A 22,044-nucleotide genomic window follows, 5' to 3' on the forward strand; every position below is an offset into this window, starting at 1 on the left:
TTGAAAATTACAAATAAAAATTATTTATATTCTATATTTTATGTTAATCCCTCCATACATATTGAAAGGCAATCCTGGATAAAAATATCTAGGTTGACTCCCTCCAAATCCCGTCGCATTGATCTGTAGTTGGGATGCATATCGTTTGTCTAAAATATTATTCATTCCGAGAAATAAATCAAAAGAAATATGCTTATTAATTAAATTTGCATACCCTATTTTTCCGTTTAGTAATTCATACTGATCGCTAAAAATTGTATTGCTATCGTTTGCTGGGATGCTACCAACAATCTGAAAATTTAGATTCCCATAAATTCCTTTTTTAGTCATATAATCCATTCCAAAATTAATAACATGTGATGGAGTTCCGGTAAGTTTATTACCAGAAAAATCATCATCGAGGTCTACAAAATCGTCAAATTTATAATTGTTTAGTGTTCCACTTACTTGTAGGTTTAGTTGTTTTTTTGATGATTTAATAAGTTGATAATTAATTGTTCCTTCAACTCCAGTATGAGTTGTTTTTCCTGCGTTGATAGCAAAGAAATTATCTTCTTCAGTTCTCCTTGTTACTAGTAGATCTTTTACTTTTAAGGTGTATAAAGAAAAAGAACCATAAAGTCTGTTTTTCATCAGGTTATATCTAGTTCCAATTTCATAGTTCCATCCAATTTCTGGTTGTATTTCTGGATTGAACTCTCCATCAGGCAATAAAGTTTCAGAAGTAGTAGGAGTGGAAAATCCGTGGGCAACGTTTCCAAAAAAGATAACATTAGTATTCAATGCATAATTGACACCGATCTTAGGAGATAGTATTGGTTCAAATTCAAATTTTCCAGAGCTATCATCACCATCTTCTAAAAAATTATCTTCGACATTAAAAAATGTTTGATTGAGGTGTATTCCCATATTAATTTTCAGTTTATCTGTTATAGATAAATTAGATGCTGCAAAAAGGTTATAATAGTTTCTTCTTTCATCTAGATCAGAAAGCTGATCTCCTCTAATACTACCAGTTCCTATTGGGAAATCTTGATATAAGTTGTCGAATGTTTTACCTGTATAGAAATCAAAAAAGAGTTCTCCACCAGCAGTCCAATCCCATTTTTTATCAAATAGCCTTGAGTTATGTACCAGTCTACTTCTGATACCAACGGAATTAGATTTTTCTTCTAAAATATTAAAAGGTCTTGGTTCATAATTTTTTCTGAGTGAAGTAAATAGACTTGTATATTGTGAAAAAGATGCATTGTATTGATGTTTCCAAGAAAATCCAAATATTCCATACGTAACATCTTCAAATGCCTGAGATTGCCCCCAAGTGAATGCTGCTTGTCTTGGATTATTTTCAAAATCATCTTGGCCTAACGAACTAGGAATACCCGCTTTTAGATCAACATAACTAGCAATTATCGAAAAATCATTTTTTTCTCCGAGGTATAAAGAAGAAGTTATAGTAGCTGTATTTCTGGTATATTGATTATTATCTCGATATCCATCAGAATGGTTGTTACTATATAAAACATTTATACTTGATCTTTTGCCTCCAATAGCTATTTTAGCAACATTTCTCACGAGTCCATAACTTCCTAAGGATGTTGATAGCGAAGTTTCTATACCTTTATTTGTAATAAGTTCAGGTCTTAATAGAATAGTACCACCTAAGCCAACACCATAACTACTAGATGATGGTCCTTTATGGATATCAATCCTAGAGATGGATCCTAACTCTAGATCTTCAATAGATGATTCTCCATTACCATCAGTTAAAGGAATATCTCCAAAATAAGTTCTGATATTGGCAGTACCGAATAAATTTCTCGCACCGATACCTCGGATAGTTATTCTATTTGTATTTAGAGTACCATTTTGCATAAGAACTCCAGGGACTTTATTAAGAATTGGATGTAGCTCAATCGTATTACCTCTATTAATGTCTTGTGCATTAAGAATAGTTATGGCATCTGTAGCATATTTTTTTTGTAAAGGAATTGATTGCGTGTTAATGAAAACTTCTTGTAATTCATTTACTTTAGTTTCGATAGGTATAATTAAATACTGTTTCTCTAGGGTTGTAATTATTTTACTTTGGTAACCTGTAAACGAAATTTCAATATTTCCGGAACTAATCATTTCGAATTTACCTAGTTCATTGGATAGTACTTTTTGACCTGTTTTTATATCTAATATGCTGGCATTACTAATCGGTATTAATGTTATTTTATCTATAATCAATCCAGAAATTTCTACTTGGGCTTGAATACTATAGGTAATGAAAAGGAAAAGAAATAATATTGTTTTTCTCAAAAGGTGCAATTTTGATCAAATATCGGAAACTAATTATGTATTGATTCTTAAAAATAACTTATAATTGTCGCTAAATCAAAAAATGAAATCAATTAAATATGTTATTAAATGATTAGAAAAATAGTTTGTATTGCTTTTATAGCATTCAGTTCGGTTTCTATTGCTCAAAGAATTAAAATAGATAAGAAAAAACTAAACTTTTTAAAAAACGAAACTAAGGTAGGTGTCAAGCTTACATTTCCGGAAGATATTACTTTTTTGAGTGATAATATGTCTGAAGAAGAGTTTATCGTATATATGAAGGATAGGAGGAATAAAAAAGATCCAACTAAAGGTGATATGTGGTTAGCAGAGTATAATAAAGCAAAACAGACAACTTGGAGGAGTGATTTTTTAGACGGAATTAATAACGCATTAGGAGAATACAGTGATTTAAGATTTGTGAAATCCGAAGACAAAACGAATTATTTATTAATTATAGAAGGGGATTGGATATACCCCGGTTATGGAGGTGGTGCAAGTGTTGGTAGAGAAGAAGCTAAGTTGGAAGTAACTTTGAAATTTGTTGATCTGTTAGACCCTCAAAATATATTGTATATTACACAAACACCAAAAATTATTGGAAACTATGCATATGGAGAATTCGGAACAATTCTAAGAATTGGAGAATGTTATAAGAAATTAGGATATTTATTAAATCTTCAGCTCAAAAGAATTTTAAAATAATAGTAGGTTTTAATAAAAGAGTTTACTTATATTTGCACCCGCAAAAAGGATAACCTTTTCGGGGTGTAGCGTAGCCCGGTTATCGCGCCGCGTTTGGGACGCGGAGGTCGCAGGTTCGAATCCTGCCACCCCGACAAAAAACCAATCACAGAAGTGATTGGTTTTTTCTTTTTTTAATCACAATCATTATATACTTACTATAGGAATCATGAATTTTTAGTGTGATTTACTCTAGTAATCAACCTTACTTTACAGATGCCTTTTTGATCAAGAAAAAGCTTTAAGATTAATTTTTAGAAACTCATCAACTTTATGTAGTACTGATAAAAGAGGAACTGTTAAGATTAGACAATAATATAATCATTACTTATAAATTTCAACCATTTTTTGAAGGGAACAAATTACCTTTAAAGAGTTTATATTAATTAATGTAAATTTCACTACTATTAATAATCTTCTTCTCTTTTTCCATAAGTAATCATATGTAAATTAAAAGATGTAAAAATATGTTTACTTGATTGTGCGTGTATAGGGATACTTCATGATATATATTCAAAAAGAAACGTATTAAAAACTAATTTTTAAGAAATGAAGGGTAAAAAATGATTTTTTTATTAATTTCAAATATTAGAAAAAGGGATTTTTCCCTTATATTTTATTTTTTTTAATAATTATTACTTGTAAAAAAAGTGTTTTTTTGTACTACAAAAATGATTTTTTCTTATTAAAAAATGTTAAATAAAGTGTTAAATACGTAAAAAAAGGATGAAATACTCCATTTTTTAACATAACGTAAAATTATTGTGGTTTTACCGCAGATAATTAAATTATGATTAATTTACCTTTACAATGCACTGGTAATCAGAGTTCAATGTTAGTGTAAATGATATGATTTTTAGGAGACTCCAAAAGAAATATGAATTATTTTATGGAAAAAAATAACTTTTAAAAAGTATAACAAAAAATGTTCTAAGATACTTTATAAAGCTATCTATAGTAGGTATTTAAAGTATATCCAAACCTAAATTACAATGATTAAAAAGACCGGAATTATTATTCCAGTCTATAACGAGTGTTATAGATTGGTAAAGGAAGAGTTTTGCATTTTTTTAAGTAAGCAAAACTTCTATGATGTATGTTTTGCAATATCTCGTGATGACGATGATGTTTCTGAATTATCATATCAATTGAATGGAATAAATCAAAAAAAATGTTTATAGATGAAGTAACTATTTTATTTAAAACTAATAACCAAAGCAGATTAAGGAGCTAAATTAATGAGACACACCTATAATAATGTCAAGTAACTAATTGGAGGTGGCATATTGTTGAAGTTTGATAGAACATTATGTGTAGATGCTTGATGAGAAAATTCAATATTTTTATGAAAAAAACTATACTATTTATATTTTTATTTATCACGATAAAGTTTGCATATGGTCAACTCCCTTTTGATTGCAATGAAGCTAAGTTTTATCAAGTGATTTCAGGATCTTTAAGATCTTATGATCCGGTTACAGGTTCTTATTCAGAGCCATTACATACTACGCCAAGCTATAATGCTGGAGGTTACAATAATGTAGATGATTTTTTATACGCTATTAGAAGTAGTGATAGACATTTATTAAGAATCGGGATGGATCAAGTTGTAGATCTCGGAGCTGTTGCCACTAATAGAGGTGTTGATTTTGGTGGAGGTTATGCAGCGGATGTCGATAGCGAAGGGAATTTATGGGTCTTCCAAAATTCACAAGGAAGACAATCTTTTCATAAAATTATTAACCTTCAGAGTTATGATGGTACCACTTCACCAACTTTTGAGATAGTAGTAGCAGATCAAGCTTCTCCAAATACGTGTGCAGATATCGTTTTTATAGATGGAAATCTTTATGGAGGTAGTAAAGGAGAAGTCTATAAATGGGACTTATCGTCATCAACACCAGTTTTTAGTTCTAAAACAGTAACAGATTTACCTAATGATACTTTTGGAGCTTGTTATACAGACACTAGTAATAGGTTGTATGTGTCCAGTAATAAAGGAGGTTTACATTTGGTAAATGATTATGAAGGTGTCTCACCTTATGCTACATTATTGAATAATACAGATGTAACCAATCAGAACGATGGTTTTAAATGTGCAGCAGGTGTTTCTCCAATTGATGCCGATGGAGATGAGGTATTAGATCCTTTTGACAAGGATACTGACGGAGATGGAATCCCGGATATTGTAGAAGGAGGAGGAATAGATCCTTATGGAGATGATGATAACGATGGGATTTTTAATTATTTAGATCCTGATTTTGGCAACACGTGTAATAGTGGAGTTTCTTTAGTTTTTGATATTGATAGAGATGGTATTCCTAATGTACTAGATTTAGATAGTGATAATGATGGGATTTATGATATTGTAGAGGCTGGTCTTGGAAGTTACGACACGAATGGTGATGGTTTATTTAATAGTGAAGATGCTGGATTTCTGGATTCTGATTTAGATGGTATTGCAGATGTCGTGGATGTTGACCAAACAGGTGTTGCGTTTTTTCCGGATGATACTGATGGAGATTTAATTTATGATCCTTATGATATTGATGCAGATCAAGATGGGATTATAGATCTTATTGAAGGACAAAATAGTGCAACCTTCGTTTCTTTATCGGGATTGGATCAGGATAGAGATGGAGTTGATGATGCGTTTGATCCTGACCAAGGAGGTACTCCTCAAGGATATCAAAATACAGATAATACAGATACACCGGATTTTCTCGATACAGATTCAAACAATGATGGAGTTTTAGATACTGTAGATGCTTATGATACTAATAATGATGGTATCGCTGATACCACTTTAGCTAATAACGATTTTGATCAAGATGGACTTGATGATGGTTTTGATATTAAAGAAACTGTTTTTGATTCAGAAAATGGAGATCAAACACCAAGCAGTTTTCCTGTGGCTAGTACAGGAGAACGATATCAATATTTAGGTACATTTGATGTTGATGGTGTACCAGATTATTTGGTAGCAGATATTACTATAGATTCTGGCCTTTTGACCAAAATTGATGCAGCATTACCAGAGGGAGATTCTGTAGTAGATTTAAACCCTAATTATATTTATGGCGGTTATGATACTGATATTATAATAGAACAATCTACGAATGTCGCAATCACTTTTATCAATGAAAATACATCTTATGAAAACATTCTCGGATATTATACATACGATATTAATTCACCATTGGTAAAGACGCCGGAACCAGAGGATATTACTGTGATTTTGCCTAATTCATCCGCTTCAGGAAGTGGAGGAGGTTTAACTGCAGGGAATACCGTGGATTTAGGAAGTTTTCCGGCAAATACAGGAATAGGATGGGTTTTGTTGGTTGATGCGTGGGATGGTAGCGGTTTGGATGAAGGAATTTGGCAATTGTATTCGCAGACAGAATTTAATCCGGAATGTGACGAAACATTACGTCCTCATAATATATTATTTAAAGATGATTCTAATGAAGTCATTGTATTAGGTTTCGAAGATGAAAGAAGGGATTATCCAGGAGTAGATAATGATTTTAATGATTTATTGTTTTACATTACCGCAGATCAATATTCTTCTATAAAGACGAGTAATATAATTGATTTAGAAGAAGAAGGTGAAGTAACTTCTGGTAATGATGGTGGGTTAGAAAGTAATGGAGATTTAGCTACTTTAATAGCGAAAAGAAATTTTACTAGATCAAAAACCAATGAAGTATACAATAAGAAAAAATTACAAAAAGAATTTAAACCAGGTAGTAAGTCCTATAAAACTAGGAATAATGATGATTTAAGCATTTATTTTCCTCAAACTGGAGCTACTGGAACTGAAACTTCTTATGTTTCTACACCAGAGGATTTAATAGATATTACGAATGCATCCTCGGTATTTTCTGTTGATTATTATAATAACGAAAATAGAGTAGGAGTTGGTTTAGCAACTGTAACTAGCGGAAAAATATACGATCATTCTAAAACGATTTGTGATCGATTGAATGGTTCTGTTTTAGAAGACATAAGAACACTAAGTGTTCGGGATTATACTCTAGTGAATACCAAGATTCGGAGACCTTCAGGAGAATTAGAGCAAACTTTGCATTTTTCAGTAAGATTAGATGAGTTTCAAAATGAGTTATATAGTCTTTGGAATATTGATCAATATCCAGAAGGAGACTATTTGAACTTTCAAATTTGGGGAGGCTCTATTCCACAGGTAGTAAATATAGCGAATACCATTATCGATAAACTTTTAGAAGATAAAGGTTTAGGTAAGATGTTTATCCCATCTAATATTCCAGAGGTATTTGTGCAAAAAGGAAATTATAAGGATGGAAAGTTGATTCTTGATATCGTGAATAAAAATCAAGTTGATCAATTTGATTTTAGAGGGAATAAAAGAGTTACAGAATTATCTGACGAAGAATTAATGCTCTCATCAATTTCATTGTCTGGGTCGTATCAAGAGAGTATTATTATAGATACTGGATATTTATTTGATATTGGATTTGAGGTTACCGTTAATGATAAAACGGATGCATTATATCTAGCTGATGGACCTTGGGGTCTTGATTATAACCCAGAAGGAGCAGATGTAACCAATTTCGAAATTATAAAGGAAGAAATTACAGAAAATGATGCTGATGATTATTTGATAGAAAGAGACGTAATTGTACAAGGTTCTGTAAAAGAAACACTAAATATATTTAGAAGTGTTTTGGGTGGAGATTTAACATTGAATGTATCCGAATACAATGAATTAAAATTTGAATTGCAAGCAAACAGAGAAGTAGAAGTTATTCTTGTAAATAAAGAATTAACCGATTGGGAAAATAGGTTAAGGTATACTATTTCTGGAGATGGCAATATGCAAACATTTAACATATCTTTTTCGGAGTTCACAAATCCTAGTGGAGATAATGGAACACAATTACAGGATATTAGAAGCATCGTGTTTTCTGTACAAGGAAATTATCAGACCTTCGAATCATTTGATATAAATATTACTGATATAGCCTTTACCAATGCAGAAGTATTAAGCGTAGAAGATCATGAAAACTTGGAAGAGGAAGTTAATTCTGTTATGAATTATCCAAATCCATTTCGCACAGCAACTGCAATAAAAGTACCTGAAACGATTAGGGGTAATGTTAAAATATCCGTTATCGATGTATTAGGTAAAGTAGTACAAGAAGAACAAGAAATTCCGATAAATGCAGCTAGGACAATTACTTTTATTCCTAAAAACCTAAGCCCAGGAGTATATAGATATATTGTTGTTGGGGATCAATCAACCAGATATGTAGGTAGTTTTATGATTTATTAAATGTATTGAATTACTGATTAATCTTTGTTAGTTAAAAAATAAAAAGATCACTTACTCTAAAGTAATAATAATTAGAGTAAGTGATCTTTTGCAGCTGTATTGAATTTAGTTATTTTTGAGTCTAAACTTAGACTAATAATGAAAAACATTCTCGCAATAGCAGGTTCCAATAGTAGTACTTCGATCAATCAAAAACTTGTGGAATATGTAGCTAAAGAAATAGTAGATCATAAAATTAAAGTATTAAAATTGGCAAATTACTCGATGCCAATTTATAGTGAAGATGAAGAAAAAGAAAATGGGTTTCCGGGAATGACTTTAGGTCTAAAACAAGAGATATCCGAAGCTGATGCTTTGATTATTTCTGTAAATGAGCATAATGGAAGCTGGAGCGCTTTTTTTAAAAACATTATTGATTGGTTATCTCGATTGGATCGTAATTTTTTAGAAGGAAAAAAAATACTTTTAATGAGTACATCACCTGGTCAAAGAGGAGGTTTAAGTTCTTTGGAATTTGCGAAGAATGTACTTCCTAGATTTGGAGGTGAGATTATAGAAAGTTTCAGTTTTCCTTCATTTCATGCGAATTTTTCTATAGAAAATAATGAAGTTACTGATGAAACACTTTTGTTGGGATTAAAGGAAGTTCTAAGTACTTTTGCGCATCAGATTAAATAACTTGTGCGTAGTACCAAAATATATATTTTAGAAAATTCTTCAGACTTTAAAATCAAATTATTGCAATGGGCGCAGCAATTTGATGAAATAGTATGGCTAGATTCTAATACGTATTCCCAGCAATATTCGAGTTATGATGCGGTTTTAGCGGTCGATGCTTTTACTGCTATACAAACAGATCATTATACCGGTTTTGATAAACTAAAAGAGTATCAGGAACAAACAGCTGATTGGATTTTTGGGTATCTATCTTATGATTTAAAAAATGATACAGAGCAATTAACTTCCAAGAATTTAGATAGTTTAAATTTCCCGGATTTATACTTTTTTCAACCTAAGAAGTTATTTTTTTTAAAGGATGATAGATTAGAAATTCAATATCTAAATATGGTGGATGATGAGATAGAGGAAGATTTTCTTGATATTCAGAGATTTCCATCCGCTATAAAGGTTCCTAATGATGATACGTCTTGTGGTAAAGTTAAAATTAGTTTGCGTATTTCTAAAGATGTCTATAAGCAAAAGATCCAACAAATGCTTGCTCATATTGCTCGTGGAGATATTTATGAGGCAAACTTTTGTCAAGAGTATTTTGCCGAAAATAGTTGTATAGCTCCACTAGAAACCTATTATCATCTTAATCAAATCTCTAAGCCACCTTTTGCAACTTTTTTTAGAAGAAGTCATCAATATTTGCTTTCTGCCTCTCCAGAAAGGTATTTAAGAAAAGAAGGAAATAAAATTATTTCTCAACCTATAAAAGGAACTGCTAAGCGTTCACAGAGAGAAGAAGAAGACAAACGACTTATTCAGGATTTAAAAAATGATCCAAAAGAACGCTCAGAAAATGTAATGATTGTAGATTTAGTAAGAAATGATCTTTCTAGAACAGCAGTTAAAGGTGCTGTGCAAGTAGAAGAATTATGTAAGGTCTATACATTTCCGCAAGTACATCAAATGATATCTACAGTGGTATCCGAGATTCATTCAGAAACGTCTCCAGTTGATGTGATTAGAACAACATTTCCTATGGGCAGCATGACAGGAGCGCCAAAGATTTCTGCAATGGAGATAATAGAAAAATTAGAAACATCTAAAAGGGGTTTGTATAGTGGTGCAGTAGGATATTTTACTCCAGAAGGTGATTTTGATTTTAATGTGGTGATAAGAAGTATATTATATAATGAAGACAAGCAATACATATCTTATACTGTTGGAGGTGCTATTACTGCCAAATCCGATCCAGATAAAGAATATGAGGAGTGTTTGATAAAAGCAAAAGCAATGCGAGAAGTGCTGGAAGGTATTTAACAACCAAGGTTAGCTTATTTGCTTAAATAAGGTTTTTTCTAAAGCTTTTTCTGACATCAATAATTGTTTCTTTAACTTCTTGTGCTGTAATGTTTTTTATTCTAGCAATTTCTTCAAAATTTAATTTTCCAAAAACAAATAGATCAATAATTTTAGAAGTTTCTAACGGTAACCAACTATAGAACTTACCTAATAATTGTTGTTTCTTGTTTTCTGTAGATTCCTCGGAGTCAATCAATTTAAGGATAGCAGAATCAGAGTCATCATAAATAAACAATTGTTTGTTTTCTGAGTTTTGATGGTACGAAATATCATTGAGATCTTCATTCATGATCAACTTGTTATCGGATTCTAGGGTGTAGTTTTCTTCTAGTTTATCAAGTTCATCTCTTAAAAAGTAATTTGTACTTATACATTGTTGATGCCAACCTTCTCTTTTGTAAAGTTCATCGATCAAATGATCAGCTATTCTAAAAAGTTTCAATTCTAAGGATAATTTATCGATACCAATATCTAAATGCTCTTCATTATAAAGATTTACGATAGCATCATCTATAATACCATTAGAACAATACATATTTCTGGGAAGAACTCTAGTGCTTTCTGCAATATATAATCGATGTTTAACATATGGATGGAGATGAGGTACTACAGATAATAGTTTTTTGCTAAACTCTTTTTTATGATCATTTTCATAATATTTTGGCATTTCATCTATCCTATTCATAATATCAAAATTTTAAGAGTTGTTTAAAAATAACAAAAAGGATTGAGTTTTTGTGTTAAAAACCTGAAATTCAGATGTTAAACAAGCTTAAAAGAAAGGTTTGTTTACTTTTACAAAATCGTATATTTGATATCAGTCTAAAGATAAATTTTCAGGAATATTGAAGCAGCAGTTTAAAATCCATATAGAAGATCATTTACCGTTTCTAAAAGGAAGTAAATTACTAATTGCTTGTAGTGGAGGTTTGGATAGTATTGTGCTAGCACATATATGTCATTTGCTTGATTTTGAAATTGGTATTGCACATTGTAATTTTAATTTAAGAGGTTCGGAAAGTGATGGAGATGAACAATTTGTGTCTCAATTCTCTGATGCAATTAAAGCTCCTTTTTTTGTAACTCATTTTAATACGGAAACCTATGCTAATAGTAACAAACTTTCTATACAAATGGCCGCAAGAGAGCTTAGGTATGATTGGTTTAATATGTTGGTTCAAGAATATAACTATGACTACCTGTTAACAGCGCATCATCTAGATGATAATTTAGAAACCTTTCTAATAAACCTTTCTAGAGGAACAGGAATCGATGGACTTACTGGGATTCCTGAAATTAATGATCACTATGTAAGACCATTATTACCTTTTTCTAGAGAACAAATTTTAGAATTTGCAACCAAAAATAATCTTACCTGGCGAGAAGATAGTAGCAATAAGAGTACAAAGTATGTCAGAAATAAATTAAGACATAATGTTATCCCCGAACTTTTGACAGTTAACACGAAGTTTTTAAATAATTTCGAAAATACATTGGATAATTTAAAACAGACTCAAAACTTTGTCAGGGATCAAGTAGAGATTGTTAGAAAAGAAGTGTTTGAATATGCTGAGTTAGATACGATCAAAATATCGATTTATAAACTACAACAATATAAAGACCCAAAAACATATTTATATTTTTTATTAAAAAAATATGGTTTTACTGCTTGGGATGATATTGCACAAATTCTAACTGCCCAATCTGGTAAACAAGTTTTTTCGCCTACGCATAGATTAGTAAAAAATCGATTGCACGTATTGCTCTGTCCAATTATAGAAGATGTTTCAGATCGCGTATATACCATTCCTGAAGAAGAGAATATGATTATGATTCCTTCTGGAATGATTCAACTTAAAGAGGTTTCTGAGTTATCTGATATGGATCTAAAAACGATTTATGTAGATAAAGAAAAGTTAAAGTATCCCTTAATTGTAAGAAAATGGAAAGAAGGCGACTATTTTTATCCCCTAGGGATGAGAGGCAAGAAAAAGTTGAGTAAGTATTTTAAAGATGAAAAACTATCTTTGCTCGCTAAAGAAAGAGTCTGGTTGCTATGTTCTAATAATGAGATTATATGGATTATAAATTATAGAGCAGATAACAGATTTAAAATAAACCCCAAAACGAAACAATTACTAAAAGTAACAATAACCTAATGAGGAATATTCTACTATTATTGACAACATTGTTGTTTTCTACCACGTTATTTTCGCAAATATTTGAACCTATTAAATGGGAAAGTAGCGTTAAAGAAGAATCAGAAAATGTTTATATATTATCTTTTGCAGCTACTTTAGAAAAAGGGTGGCATATATATTCACAGAAAGAAGTAGATACAGACGACATAGCTCCGACAGCAACAGAATTCACATTTTATAATGAGGAAAAAGCATACGAACTAGTTGGAGAGACTATAGAACCAGAAGGTATACAGAAGTTTGATAAGGTATTTGAAATGGATATCAAATATTTTGAGGATAGTGTTGTGTTTACCCAAAAAATAAAACGATTAGAACCATCTCTTAAAACGGTGAAGGCCGAAGTGTTTTTTGGAGTATGTGATGATGAAAAATGTCTAGCTCCTGATATAGTAGAGTTTAATCTTAATTTGTCAGGAAAAAATATAGATGAAACAAAAAATCCAGATGTTTCTAAATCTTCTTCAGAGGATACAGATAGAGAATCTACGTCTTCTAGTAAGGATAGTAATAATGATGAAAAAGGTAGTCAAAAAGGTTTATGGAGTACCTTTATCTTAGCTTTCTTATCCGGATTTGCCGCATTATTGACACCATGTGTGTTTCCTATGATTCCAATGACAGTAAGCTTTTTTACTAAGCAAAGTAAAAATAGAGCCTCGGGTATAAAGAACGCAATCTTTTATGGTATTTTTATTATCGTAATCTATGTTGGATTAGGTTCTGTGGTTACAGCTATTTTTGGAGCAGATGCATTAAATGCTTTGTCTACTAATGTCTGGTTTAATTTGTTGTTTTTTGCCTTACTTATCGTTTTTGGACTTTCCTTTCTAGGAGCTTTCGAAATTATGTTGCCAAATTCTTGGGCGAACAAAGTAGATCGACAAGCTGATAAAGGTGGGATGATAGGTATATTTTTTATGGCATTAGCACTTGCTATTGTATCATTTAGTTGTACTGGTCCTATAGTTGGAACTATATTGGTAGAAGCAGCTTCTAAGGGAGGAATTGCTCCTATAATTGGGATGCTTGGTTTCTCACTAGCAATTGCATTGCCATTTGCGCTTTTTGCTATGTTTCCAGGTTGGTTAAATTCTTTGCCCAAAAGTGGTGGTTGGCTAAATACGGTTAAAGTTTTTCTAGGTTTTTTAGAATTGGCATTTGCATTTAAATTTCTATCTAATGCGGATTTAGTGCTACAATTAGGGTTATTACAAAGAGAGGTATTTCTTGCAATATGGATTGCTGTTTTTGGAACGCTTGGATTGTATTTGTTGGGTAAAGTGAAACTTCCTCATGATTCGCCAATAGAAAATATTTCAGTAGGAAGACTATCGATAGCTCTACTGACATTAGCATTTACTATTTATTTAATTCCAGGTTTATGGGGAGCACCATTAAAATTGATAAGTGGTTTCCCACCACCACAAACATATAGCGAATCGCCTAGAGGTTTTGGAGGTTCTAGTAGTAACAGTTTACCAGGCTCAGAGCTTCCAGAAGGAGCCAAGTATGGAGAACATGATATAATATCTTTTACAGATTATCAAACAGGTCTAGATTATGCTAAAAAAGTGAACAAGCCTGTTTTAATTGATTTTACAGGATATGCTTGTGTCAATTGTCGCAAAATGGAAGAATATGTATGGTCTGAACCAGCAGTTTTGAAAACGTTGAAAAACGATGTGGTTTTAATCTCCTTATATGTAGATTATAAAAAAGAACTACCTGAATTAGAACAGTATGTCTCAAAAACTACTGGCAAAAAAATAAAAACAATAGGTAATAAATGGAGTGATTTTCAGATTACTAGATATAAAGCAAATGCGCAGCCTTATTATGTTTTAGTAGACCATAATGAAGAAAACCTGAGCAAACCAGTTGGATATACTCCTAACGAGAATGAGTATTTAGGTTGGTTAAAAAAGGGGATCGATAATTTCTCGGTTAAATAAAAAGATTGAGTGTAGTATATTGGAATTATATACAGATAAATAGATGAGCCTGTAGTGAACACTACAGGCTCATCTATTTGTTAATATTTCTGATGATTGTTAAAATCTCCTTAAAATAGAGTTTGTCAGCATTCCATTTTTTTATCTTCAGCATTCAACTAAACTCGAGCATATGCTATCAACTAGAATACTACTATTATCTTTTCTGAGTCTTTTTATTTTTGTAACATCTTGTAATAAAAAAACGGATACTATTAGTACTGCAGAAACTAAAGAAGAAGTTACAATTAATGAAGAAAAAGAAACGTATGAGGTAAAAGAATTTTACTCTAAAAAAGAAGTAGATATTGTAATGAGGGATGGAACCAAATTACATACTACAATATACTCACCAAAGGATACTAGCAAAAAGTATCCTATATTAATGCAACGAACGCCTTATAGTTCAAGACCTTATGGAGAAGATCAGTTTCGTTCTAAAATAGGTCCGAATGAATTTTTGATGAAAGAAGGTAATATTGTTGTATATCAAGATGTTCGAGGTAGATGGATGAGTGAAGGAGTATATGACAATATGAGAGCATACATTCCTAATAAAAAAGATAAACAATTTGATGAAGCAAGTGATACGTACGATACTATTGAATGGTTAGTAAATAATGTTGAAAATAATAATGGTAATGTAGGTGTTTGGGGAATTTCGTACCCTGGTTTTTATGCAACATATTCCTTATTAGACTCTCATCCAGCGTTAAAGGCTGTGTCTCCTCAGGCATGTATTGGTGATTTCTTTTTTGATGATTTCCACCATAATGGAGCGTATTTATTAAGTTATTGGAGAGCAACGGCAGTATTTGGTTATGAAAAAACAGAGCCGGTAAAAGAAAGTTGGTATACATTTCCAGAGCTAAAGGCCAAGGATCAATATCAGTTTTTTCTAGATGCTGGACCACTAAGTACTTTAGATCAATATTATAAAGAAGATAATGTCTTCTGGACCCAACTCAAAGAACACCCTAATTATGATGAGTTTTGGCAAAAAAGAGGAATTATTCAACATCTTAAGGATATCAAACCTGCAGTAATGGTTGTTGGTGGTTTGTTTGATGCAGAAGATTTATACGGTCCGTTTGAGACGTATGAAAAAATAGAAAAAAACAGTGATAACTATAATATCATGGTTTTTGGCCCTTGGAGTCATGGAGATTGGGCAAGAAATAAAAAGCGTCAGGCAATAGGAAATGTGTATTTTGGAGATGATATTTCTCTTAATTTTCAACAAAATATAGAAACAAAATTCTTTAATCATTTTCTTAAAGGAGAAGGAGATAATGAAAGTGGATTAACAGAAATTCAAATTTTCGATACAGGAAAAAAGGAATGGAATACATTTGATAGTTGGCCTCCAAAAAATGTAGAAAAGAAAACAATGTATCTATCTGGTGATGATTTAACAGAAACTTTTGGCAATGGATTTTCAGAATTTGTTAGTGATCCAAAAAAACCTGTACCGTACACAGAAGATATAAAAATGGTATTCACACCTAGAAAATATATGACAGATGATCAGCGTTTTGCAGCGAGACGACCGGATGTACTGGTATATGAAACTCCTGTGCTTACAGAAGATATGACACTTTCGGGAGAGATTTTGGCAAAGTTAAAAGTGGCAACTACAGGAACTGCTGCTGATTGGGTAGTTAAATTAATAGACGTGTACCCAGCTGATGCAGAAGATACAGAAGAAACACAGAAGTATCTTAAAATGTCTAACTATCATATGATGGTTCGAAGTGAAGTGCTTAGAGGAAGATTTAGAAATAGTTTTAGTAAGCCAGAGCCGTTTACACCAAATCAAAAAACAGATGTTAATATAAAGCTTCAAGATGTACATCATACATTTCTAAAAGGTCATAAAATTCAGATTCAGGTACAGAGTACTTGGTTTCCTTTTATAGACCTAAATCCACAGACTTTTGTACCTAATATTTTCAAAGCAAAAGCATCAGATTTTAAGAAACAAACGCATAAAGTTTTTGAGGATTCGTCAGTCGAGTTCTCCGTGTTAAAATAGACTAAACTAACTAAATTTAATACCCCTTTAGAAATGATTAAAGCAAAATTTACTTTGTTATCTTTTTGCTTCTTACTATTTATTTCTGCCTGTAAGAATACTAGTGAGGAGATTAAACCTTTAGTGTCTGCTGAAGAACAAATCGAGATACACTCTAAAAAACTTAATGATTGGTTTGAGACTCAGTTTCAAGAAGAAGTAGCTGAATCTCCTATGATGCAAACGTATTTAGGTGTAAAAACAGAAGATTATGGTAAATGGGATGATGTTTCTTCTAAAAAAGAAGTAAAAGACCTAGATAAAGCTAAAAGAAGATTGAGGTATTTAAATGATTCAATTGATATTACTAAACTAAACAAAGCGACTGCTTTGAGTTATCGATTGATGAAAGAAGATTTAAGAAATGAAATAGATGATTTTCAATATCGTTTTTATGATTACCCTATAAATCAAATGCATGGAATGCAAGCAGAAATCCCAGCTTTTTTGATCAATATGCATAAAATAGAAAATAAGAATGATGCAGATGCTTATATTTCAAGACTGGAAGGAATGGATGAGCTATTTGCGCAGCAATCAGAAAATATTAAGATCAGGGAAAAGAATGGAATTGTTCCTCCTAAGTTCGTTTTTGCTAAGGTTCTTAATGATTGCCGTAATCTAGTAACAGGTAAACCATTTGATGATTCGAACAACGAAAGCACATTATTATCTGATTTCAAATCTAAAATAGAGAAATTAGAGATTTCAGAAGAAGCAAAGGATAGTTTGGTTTTTAAAGCTGAGTTGGCTTTAAAAGGAGATGTAAAAACCGCCTATGATCAATTAATTACTTTCTTAGAAGATCAGCAACAAAGAGCTACTACAGAAGATGGAGCTTGGAAATTTCCAAAGGGTAATGCGTTTTATAATAATGCTTTAAGACGAACTACTACTACCAATATGACTGCAGAAGAAATTCATCAACTTGGATTAGATGAGGTGGCTAGGATTCATAAGGAGATGAAAGATATTATGACCGAGCTTAAGTATGAAGGAACGTTGCAAGACTTTTTTAAATTCATGAAAGAAGATGAAAGATTTTATTACAGTAATGACGAAGCTGGCAGAGAAGAATACCTTAAAAGAGCAGTGGGGTTAATAGATAATATGAAATCTAGAATGGATGAACTATTTATCACTAAACCCAAAGCGGATATTATTGTGAAAGCAGTAGAACCTTTTAGAGAAAAAAGTGCTGGAAAAGCATTTTATCAAAGAGGAACTCCTGATGGATCAAGACCAGGAACTTATTATGCAAACCTTTATGATATGGAAGCAATGCCGAAATATCAGATGGAGGCTCTTGCATACCACGAAGGAATACCAGGACATCATATGCAAATTTCTATCGCGCAAGAATTAGAAAATATTCCAAAATTCAGAAAGTTTGGTGGATATACTGCGTATGTAGAAGGATGGGGGTTATACAATGAGTTCTTACCAAAGGAAATAGGACTTTATAATGATCCATATTCTAATTTTGGAAGGTTAGCAATGGAGCTGTGGAGAGCTTGTAGACTAGTAGTAGATACTGGGATACATACTAAGAAATGGACGAGAGAGGATGGAATTAAATATTATACAGATAATACTCCAAATGCCGAGAGTGATGCCATAAAAATGGTAGAAAGACATATCGTAATGCCAGGTCAAGCCACCGCTTATAAAATAGGAATGAATAAAATTCTAGAACTAAGAGAAGCTGCTAGATCTAAACTAGGGAATGAATTATTTGATATACGAGAGTTTCATGATGTGGTTTTGACAAATGGTGCAGTACCACTTACGATACTTGAAGAATTAGTGAATGAATGGATAGCATCTAAGAGTGAAACATTAGAAACTAAAAAAACAAGTTGAGATTCAGTTTCATACTAATCTTTTATTTATAAGTCAATAGCCTTTCATTCGCTGAAAGGCTATTTTTTTGATCTAAATGGATCTAAATTATGGTTAATCTGTAAATTTAAGTAAGAATAATACTACAATATAACATGTTTTAAGATATTTTTGTGTACTTTGCTGGTGTAATTGGTATTTAATCTGATTCTAGCCCCAAAATAGATCATATGAATAAAGCAATTTTAACCTTTGTGATTTTCTGCGCAATGAACCTACTTGGTTTTTCGCAAAGTCAATTTTCAGCCGTTGATTTTTCTAAAATAGAAAACGTAAAAGACTCTTTGTTATTTAATAGTGCGGTAAATGATTTACAGCATTATGTCAATGAAGATCAATTAGACCGAGCAGATGATATCGCTAACAAGCTTATTGAGCTTGGCCATGATATTAAGTATTTTAAAGGATTAGGTTTAGTATACAGGCTGAAAGGCGTTATTAATAACGAATTGAATAAGAGCATCGATTCCAATGAAAGTTTTGAAAAAGCCGTACTCAATTTTCAGAAAATTGATGACAAAAACGGCTTAGCAATGGTAAGTAATGATAGATACAATATCGAAAGAAATAAAGGTAATATAGAGCAAGCTGCTAACTACTTATTAGACGCCAAACTACATCGAGAACAATTAAATGATAGTGTAGGTCTTTCTGCCGTATACAATAATTTAGCAATCATTTATAAGGAGCTTAATGATGTCCCAAATGCAGAAAAATATTACTTGAAGTCAATGAATTTGGGTAAGAAATTGAAGACCGATGGTGTAGGGTTGGTTATCAATAATTTAGCTTTATTATATACAGAAGGAGGAAAGCTTAAAGAGGCGCAGAAGCTTTTAGAAGAAGCATTAGTAATTAATAAAGCAGAAGATGATCTAAGGCATATGGCTCAATCATATAGTATTATGGCTAAAGTAGCAATGTATGGAAAGGAATATGAAAAAGCTAAAAAATTCTATGACACAACACAGTGTGTTGGTACCCAAGCCAATTTCAAAATAATAGTGATAAATGCAAAACAACAATTAGGGATTATAGCACTTGAACAACAAGAATATGATAAAGCAGAGAAATATTTAGAAATAGCAAGAGAGGATTTGGTTAAATCAAATGTTACATCACTAATTTTGAAGAACTATAAACATTCATTTAAACTAGATTCGGCTCGAGGTAATTTATTAAACGCTATAGCTTGGCAAAAAAAATATCAGGAACTTTCTGATAAGAGAATGAACGATATTACCACAAAAAAGGTAGAAAACACAAAATCTAGATACGAAGCCGAGTTAGAACAACTTAAATTGATAGATGAAAAAGAGAAGCGAGAACAAAAAACAAAAGAAGAATTGTTCAGATATAGGTTATTAGCATTTATTAGTTTAGCAGTCATTGCAGTAATCTTAGTCTTTATGGTGCTTATTATCAAAACAAGGAAAGAAAGAAAAAGATATATTAAAGAACTCAATGAATCTAATCAGGTAAAAAACAAACTATTCTCTATTATATCCCATGATCTTAAAAACGAAATACATGGTTTAGAAAGTAGCCTTAATTTAATGAAAGAAGATGTTATATCCACTGATGAATTTAAAGAAATAGTGCCATTATTAGCAAATAGAACACATCAAACATCTATTTTACTTAATAACTTATTGAATTGGTCAAAATCACAGATGAAAGAGCTTAACGCGCAACCTACTACTTTTGATATTACTGAAGTTATTAGCAATAAGTTTACATTTTTTAAACCAAAAGCCGAGAAGAAGGATATTAAACTAATTAATAAACTAGATCCTACATTAATCTTTGCTGATAAAGATATGTTCGGAATTGTAGCCCAAAACCTGATAGCTAATGCAATTAAATTTTGTAACCCAGGTGATTCAATAGCCTTAATATCTAGGGAAAAAGAAGATTATTACGAAATTTGTTTTGAAGATACAGGTATTGGTATCGACCCAAGTAATCTTAATAAATTATTTGCCGAAGATACATTTACTACTACAGGTACAGAAAATGAAACAGGAACTGGTCTTGGTCTTAGGATATGCAAAGAATTAATAGAACTTAATCAAGGTAAGATACAAGTCGAAAGTACACCTGGAAAAGGAAGTGTTTTCTCAGTTTCATTACCAAAAGCGGCTTGAGCTTAGGTTATTTATCCATTATGCTTCTAAACTGATAAAAGAACCGTTCTATAAGTCTTAAATCTTCTGTTATTATTTCTACAGAACCACGCATTTCTTGTTGAAAAGGTATTTCTTTGTTATAGGTAGTTATGAGTTTTTTAGGAAGTTTTACATCAATAAGATATAAACCATCTTTATCTGGTAACATGGATATATAATCTACTGTTCCTTGTAACATCCCGAACTCATCATCCGGAAAATTTTCTAATTTAATATTCGCTTTTTGTCCTAATTTTATTTTTCCAGAATTCTGAGTAGGAGCTTTTATTTTAGCCACATAAGAAGAAGATTCTTGAATTGGGATTACAATAAAAACAATATCTCCAGCGGTAACATTTTCGTTCTCGAAACGATAGTTTGAAAATGAAACTCTTCCTTCTATGTCAGACTGCAGTAAGTATCTTAATTCCCAATCTTTAATACTTTTTTTCAATTGATCAAACGATTGTATTACCTTATTACGTAGGCTAATTTCCTCTCGTTGTTGATTAAATTCAGCTCCTTTTGAAGTTTTTTGTGCATTACTTATACCTTCTTTGATTTGAGAAAGTTGGGAGTCATAATTTTTATAATTATTCTCAAACTGCAGATACTCAATTTTAGATGCTTCATATTCTTGCTGAGAAATACTTCCTTTATCATATAACTCTTGCTGCCTGTCAAAAGCTTTTTTCTTAAAACTTAAGGCACTTTTTTCCACCTTTTTTTGACTTAAGATGCCTTCTTGTCTTCTATACAATTCTGATAAAGATATCTGATTAGCTAAATTTTCATCCGAATAAGGTTGCAAATCCTTATTTAAACTATACTCAATATAACTGTTTTCAAAAGTTGCATAGCTTGTTTGTATATCTCCTAATTCAAGTATTGGAGGCATTTGGGCGAATGGGAACTCTATTTTTCTATTATTAATCGTAATAGTGTCAATAACTCTTTTGAGACTAAAAACATCTAAATAGTTTGCTGTATTCCTTAAAATGGCCAATGGAGTTCCTTCGGGAACCGTATCTCCTTCTTTTACTAGTATTGCTTCTATTTTTTCACTGACATTTGCTTGTTCTTTTTGTAGTGGAAAATTTGTTGTTATTATTGCTTGTGCAGGAATAGTATCGGGATATTTAAGCATCCATGACAGAAATAACAATAATAGAATTAATACTAATATTAATAGATTCCCCCATCGAATCATCCAATGCGGTACTCGAGTTAAAATCTCTTGAACTTCTTCACTTCTTAATTGTATGTCGTCTAAATTATCTGGCAT

13 protein-coding genes and 1 tRNA gene are annotated in these 22,044 nt (G+C 31.6%); 11 read left to right on the plus strand and 3 right to left on the minus strand.

The genetic code is table 11. The annotated features are described in order from the left end of the window. Positions 1-24: 24 nt before the first annotated feature. Complete coding sequence (locus NMK29_RS04620; RefSeq protein WP_108801782.1) at positions 25-2,307, minus strand: TonB-dependent receptor; 2,283 nt, start codon at positions 2,305-2,307, stop codon at positions 25-27. A gap of 108 nt (positions 2,308-2,415) precedes the next feature. Here NMK29_RS04620 and NMK29_RS04625 point away from each other — a divergent pair, with 108 nt between their 5' ends. The 6 genes from NMK29_RS04625 to pabB all read left to right on the plus strand — a co-directional run bounded on the left by NMK29_RS04625 (position 2,416) and on the right by pabB (position 10,378). Beyond that, the gene (locus NMK29_RS04625; RefSeq protein ID WP_108801783.1) at positions 2,416-3,033 is read left to right on the plus strand and encodes a hypothetical protein; all 618 of its coding nucleotides are present in this window, start codon (positions 2,416-2,418) and stop codon (positions 3,031-3,033) included. Between the two features lie 59 nt (positions 3,034-3,092). Further along, positions 3,093-3,167 (plus strand) — tRNA-Pro (locus NMK29_RS04630). An 897-nt stretch (positions 3,168-4,064) separates the two neighbouring features. Next, positions 4,065-4,253, plus strand: a complete 189-nt coding sequence (locus tag NMK29_RS04635) for a hypothetical protein (RefSeq protein WP_108801784.1) — start codon at positions 4,065-4,067, stop codon at positions 4,251-4,253. Positions 4,254-4,417: 164 nt separating this feature from the next. Next, positions 4,418-8,389: a DUF4114 domain-containing protein gene (locus tag NMK29_RS04640; RefSeq protein ID WP_108801812.1), complete on the plus strand. Its 3,972-nt coding sequence runs from the start codon at positions 4,418-4,420 to the stop codon at positions 8,387-8,389. 138 nt (positions 8,390-8,527) lie between these two features. Further along, on the plus strand, positions 8,528-9,067 hold the full coding sequence (locus NMK29_RS04645; protein ID WP_108801785.1) for an NADPH-dependent FMN reductase: 540 nt from the start codon (positions 8,528-8,530) through the stop codon (positions 9,065-9,067). 3 nt (positions 9,068-9,070) lie between these two features. Continuing rightward, the gene (gene pabB / locus NMK29_RS04650) at positions 9,071-10,378 is read left to right on the plus strand and encodes an aminodeoxychorismate synthase component I (RefSeq protein WP_108801786.1); all 1,308 of its coding nucleotides are present in this window, start codon (positions 9,071-9,073) and stop codon (positions 10,376-10,378) included. Positions 10,379-10,400: 22 nt separating this feature from the next. Here the strand turns inward: pabB and NMK29_RS04655 are convergent, their stop codons facing one another. Further along, positions 10,401-11,105, minus strand: coding sequence for a hypothetical protein (locus NMK29_RS04655; RefSeq protein WP_108801787.1), 705 nt, complete (start codon positions 11,103-11,105; stop codon positions 10,401-10,403). A 160-nt stretch (positions 11,106-11,265) separates the two neighbouring features. On the opposite strand from NMK29_RS04655, the gene tilS reads away from it, so the two are divergent. The 5 genes from tilS (at position 11,266) to NMK29_RS04680 (ending at position 20,738) form a co-directional block, all read left to right on the plus strand. Then, positions 11,266-12,579: a tRNA lysidine(34) synthetase TilS gene (tilS, locus tag NMK29_RS04660; protein ID WP_108801788.1), complete on the plus strand. Its 1,314-nt coding sequence runs from the start codon at positions 11,266-11,268 to the stop codon at positions 12,577-12,579. After that, positions 12,579-14,576 carry a thioredoxin family protein gene (locus NMK29_RS04665; RefSeq protein WP_108801789.1) on the plus strand — a complete coding sequence of 666 codons (1,998 nt, stop codon included), beginning with the start codon at positions 12,579-12,581 and terminating at the stop codon, positions 14,574-14,576. Before tilS ends, NMK29_RS04665 begins: the two co-directional genes overlap by 1 nt. 172 nt (positions 14,577-14,748) lie before the next feature. Next, positions 14,749-16,650: a CocE/NonD family hydrolase gene (locus NMK29_RS04670; protein ID WP_108801790.1), complete on the plus strand. Its 1,902-nt coding sequence runs from the start codon at positions 14,749-14,751 to the stop codon at positions 16,648-16,650. 33 nt (positions 16,651-16,683) lie between these two features. Continuing rightward, positions 16,684-18,552 (plus strand): DUF885 family protein, encoded by a 1,869-nt coding sequence (locus tag NMK29_RS04675; protein WP_108801791.1) that lies wholly within the window; start codon positions 16,684-16,686, stop codon positions 18,550-18,552. A gap of 209 nt (positions 18,553-18,761) precedes the next feature. After that, complete coding sequence (locus NMK29_RS04680) at positions 18,762-20,738, plus strand: ATP-binding protein (RefSeq protein ID WP_108801792.1); 1,977 nt, start codon at positions 18,762-18,764, stop codon at positions 20,736-20,738. 7 nt (positions 20,739-20,745) lie between these two features. Here the strand turns inward: NMK29_RS04680 and NMK29_RS04685 are convergent, their stop codons facing one another. Continuing rightward, entirely contained in the window at positions 20,746-22,044 is a 1,299-nt protein-coding gene (locus tag NMK29_RS04685) for an HlyD family secretion protein (protein ID WP_108801793.1), read from the minus strand.

The organism is Aquimarina sp. Aq107 (assembly GCF_943733665.1).
GTDB lineage: Bacteria > Bacteroidota > Bacteroidia > Flavobacteriales > Flavobacteriaceae > Aquimarina.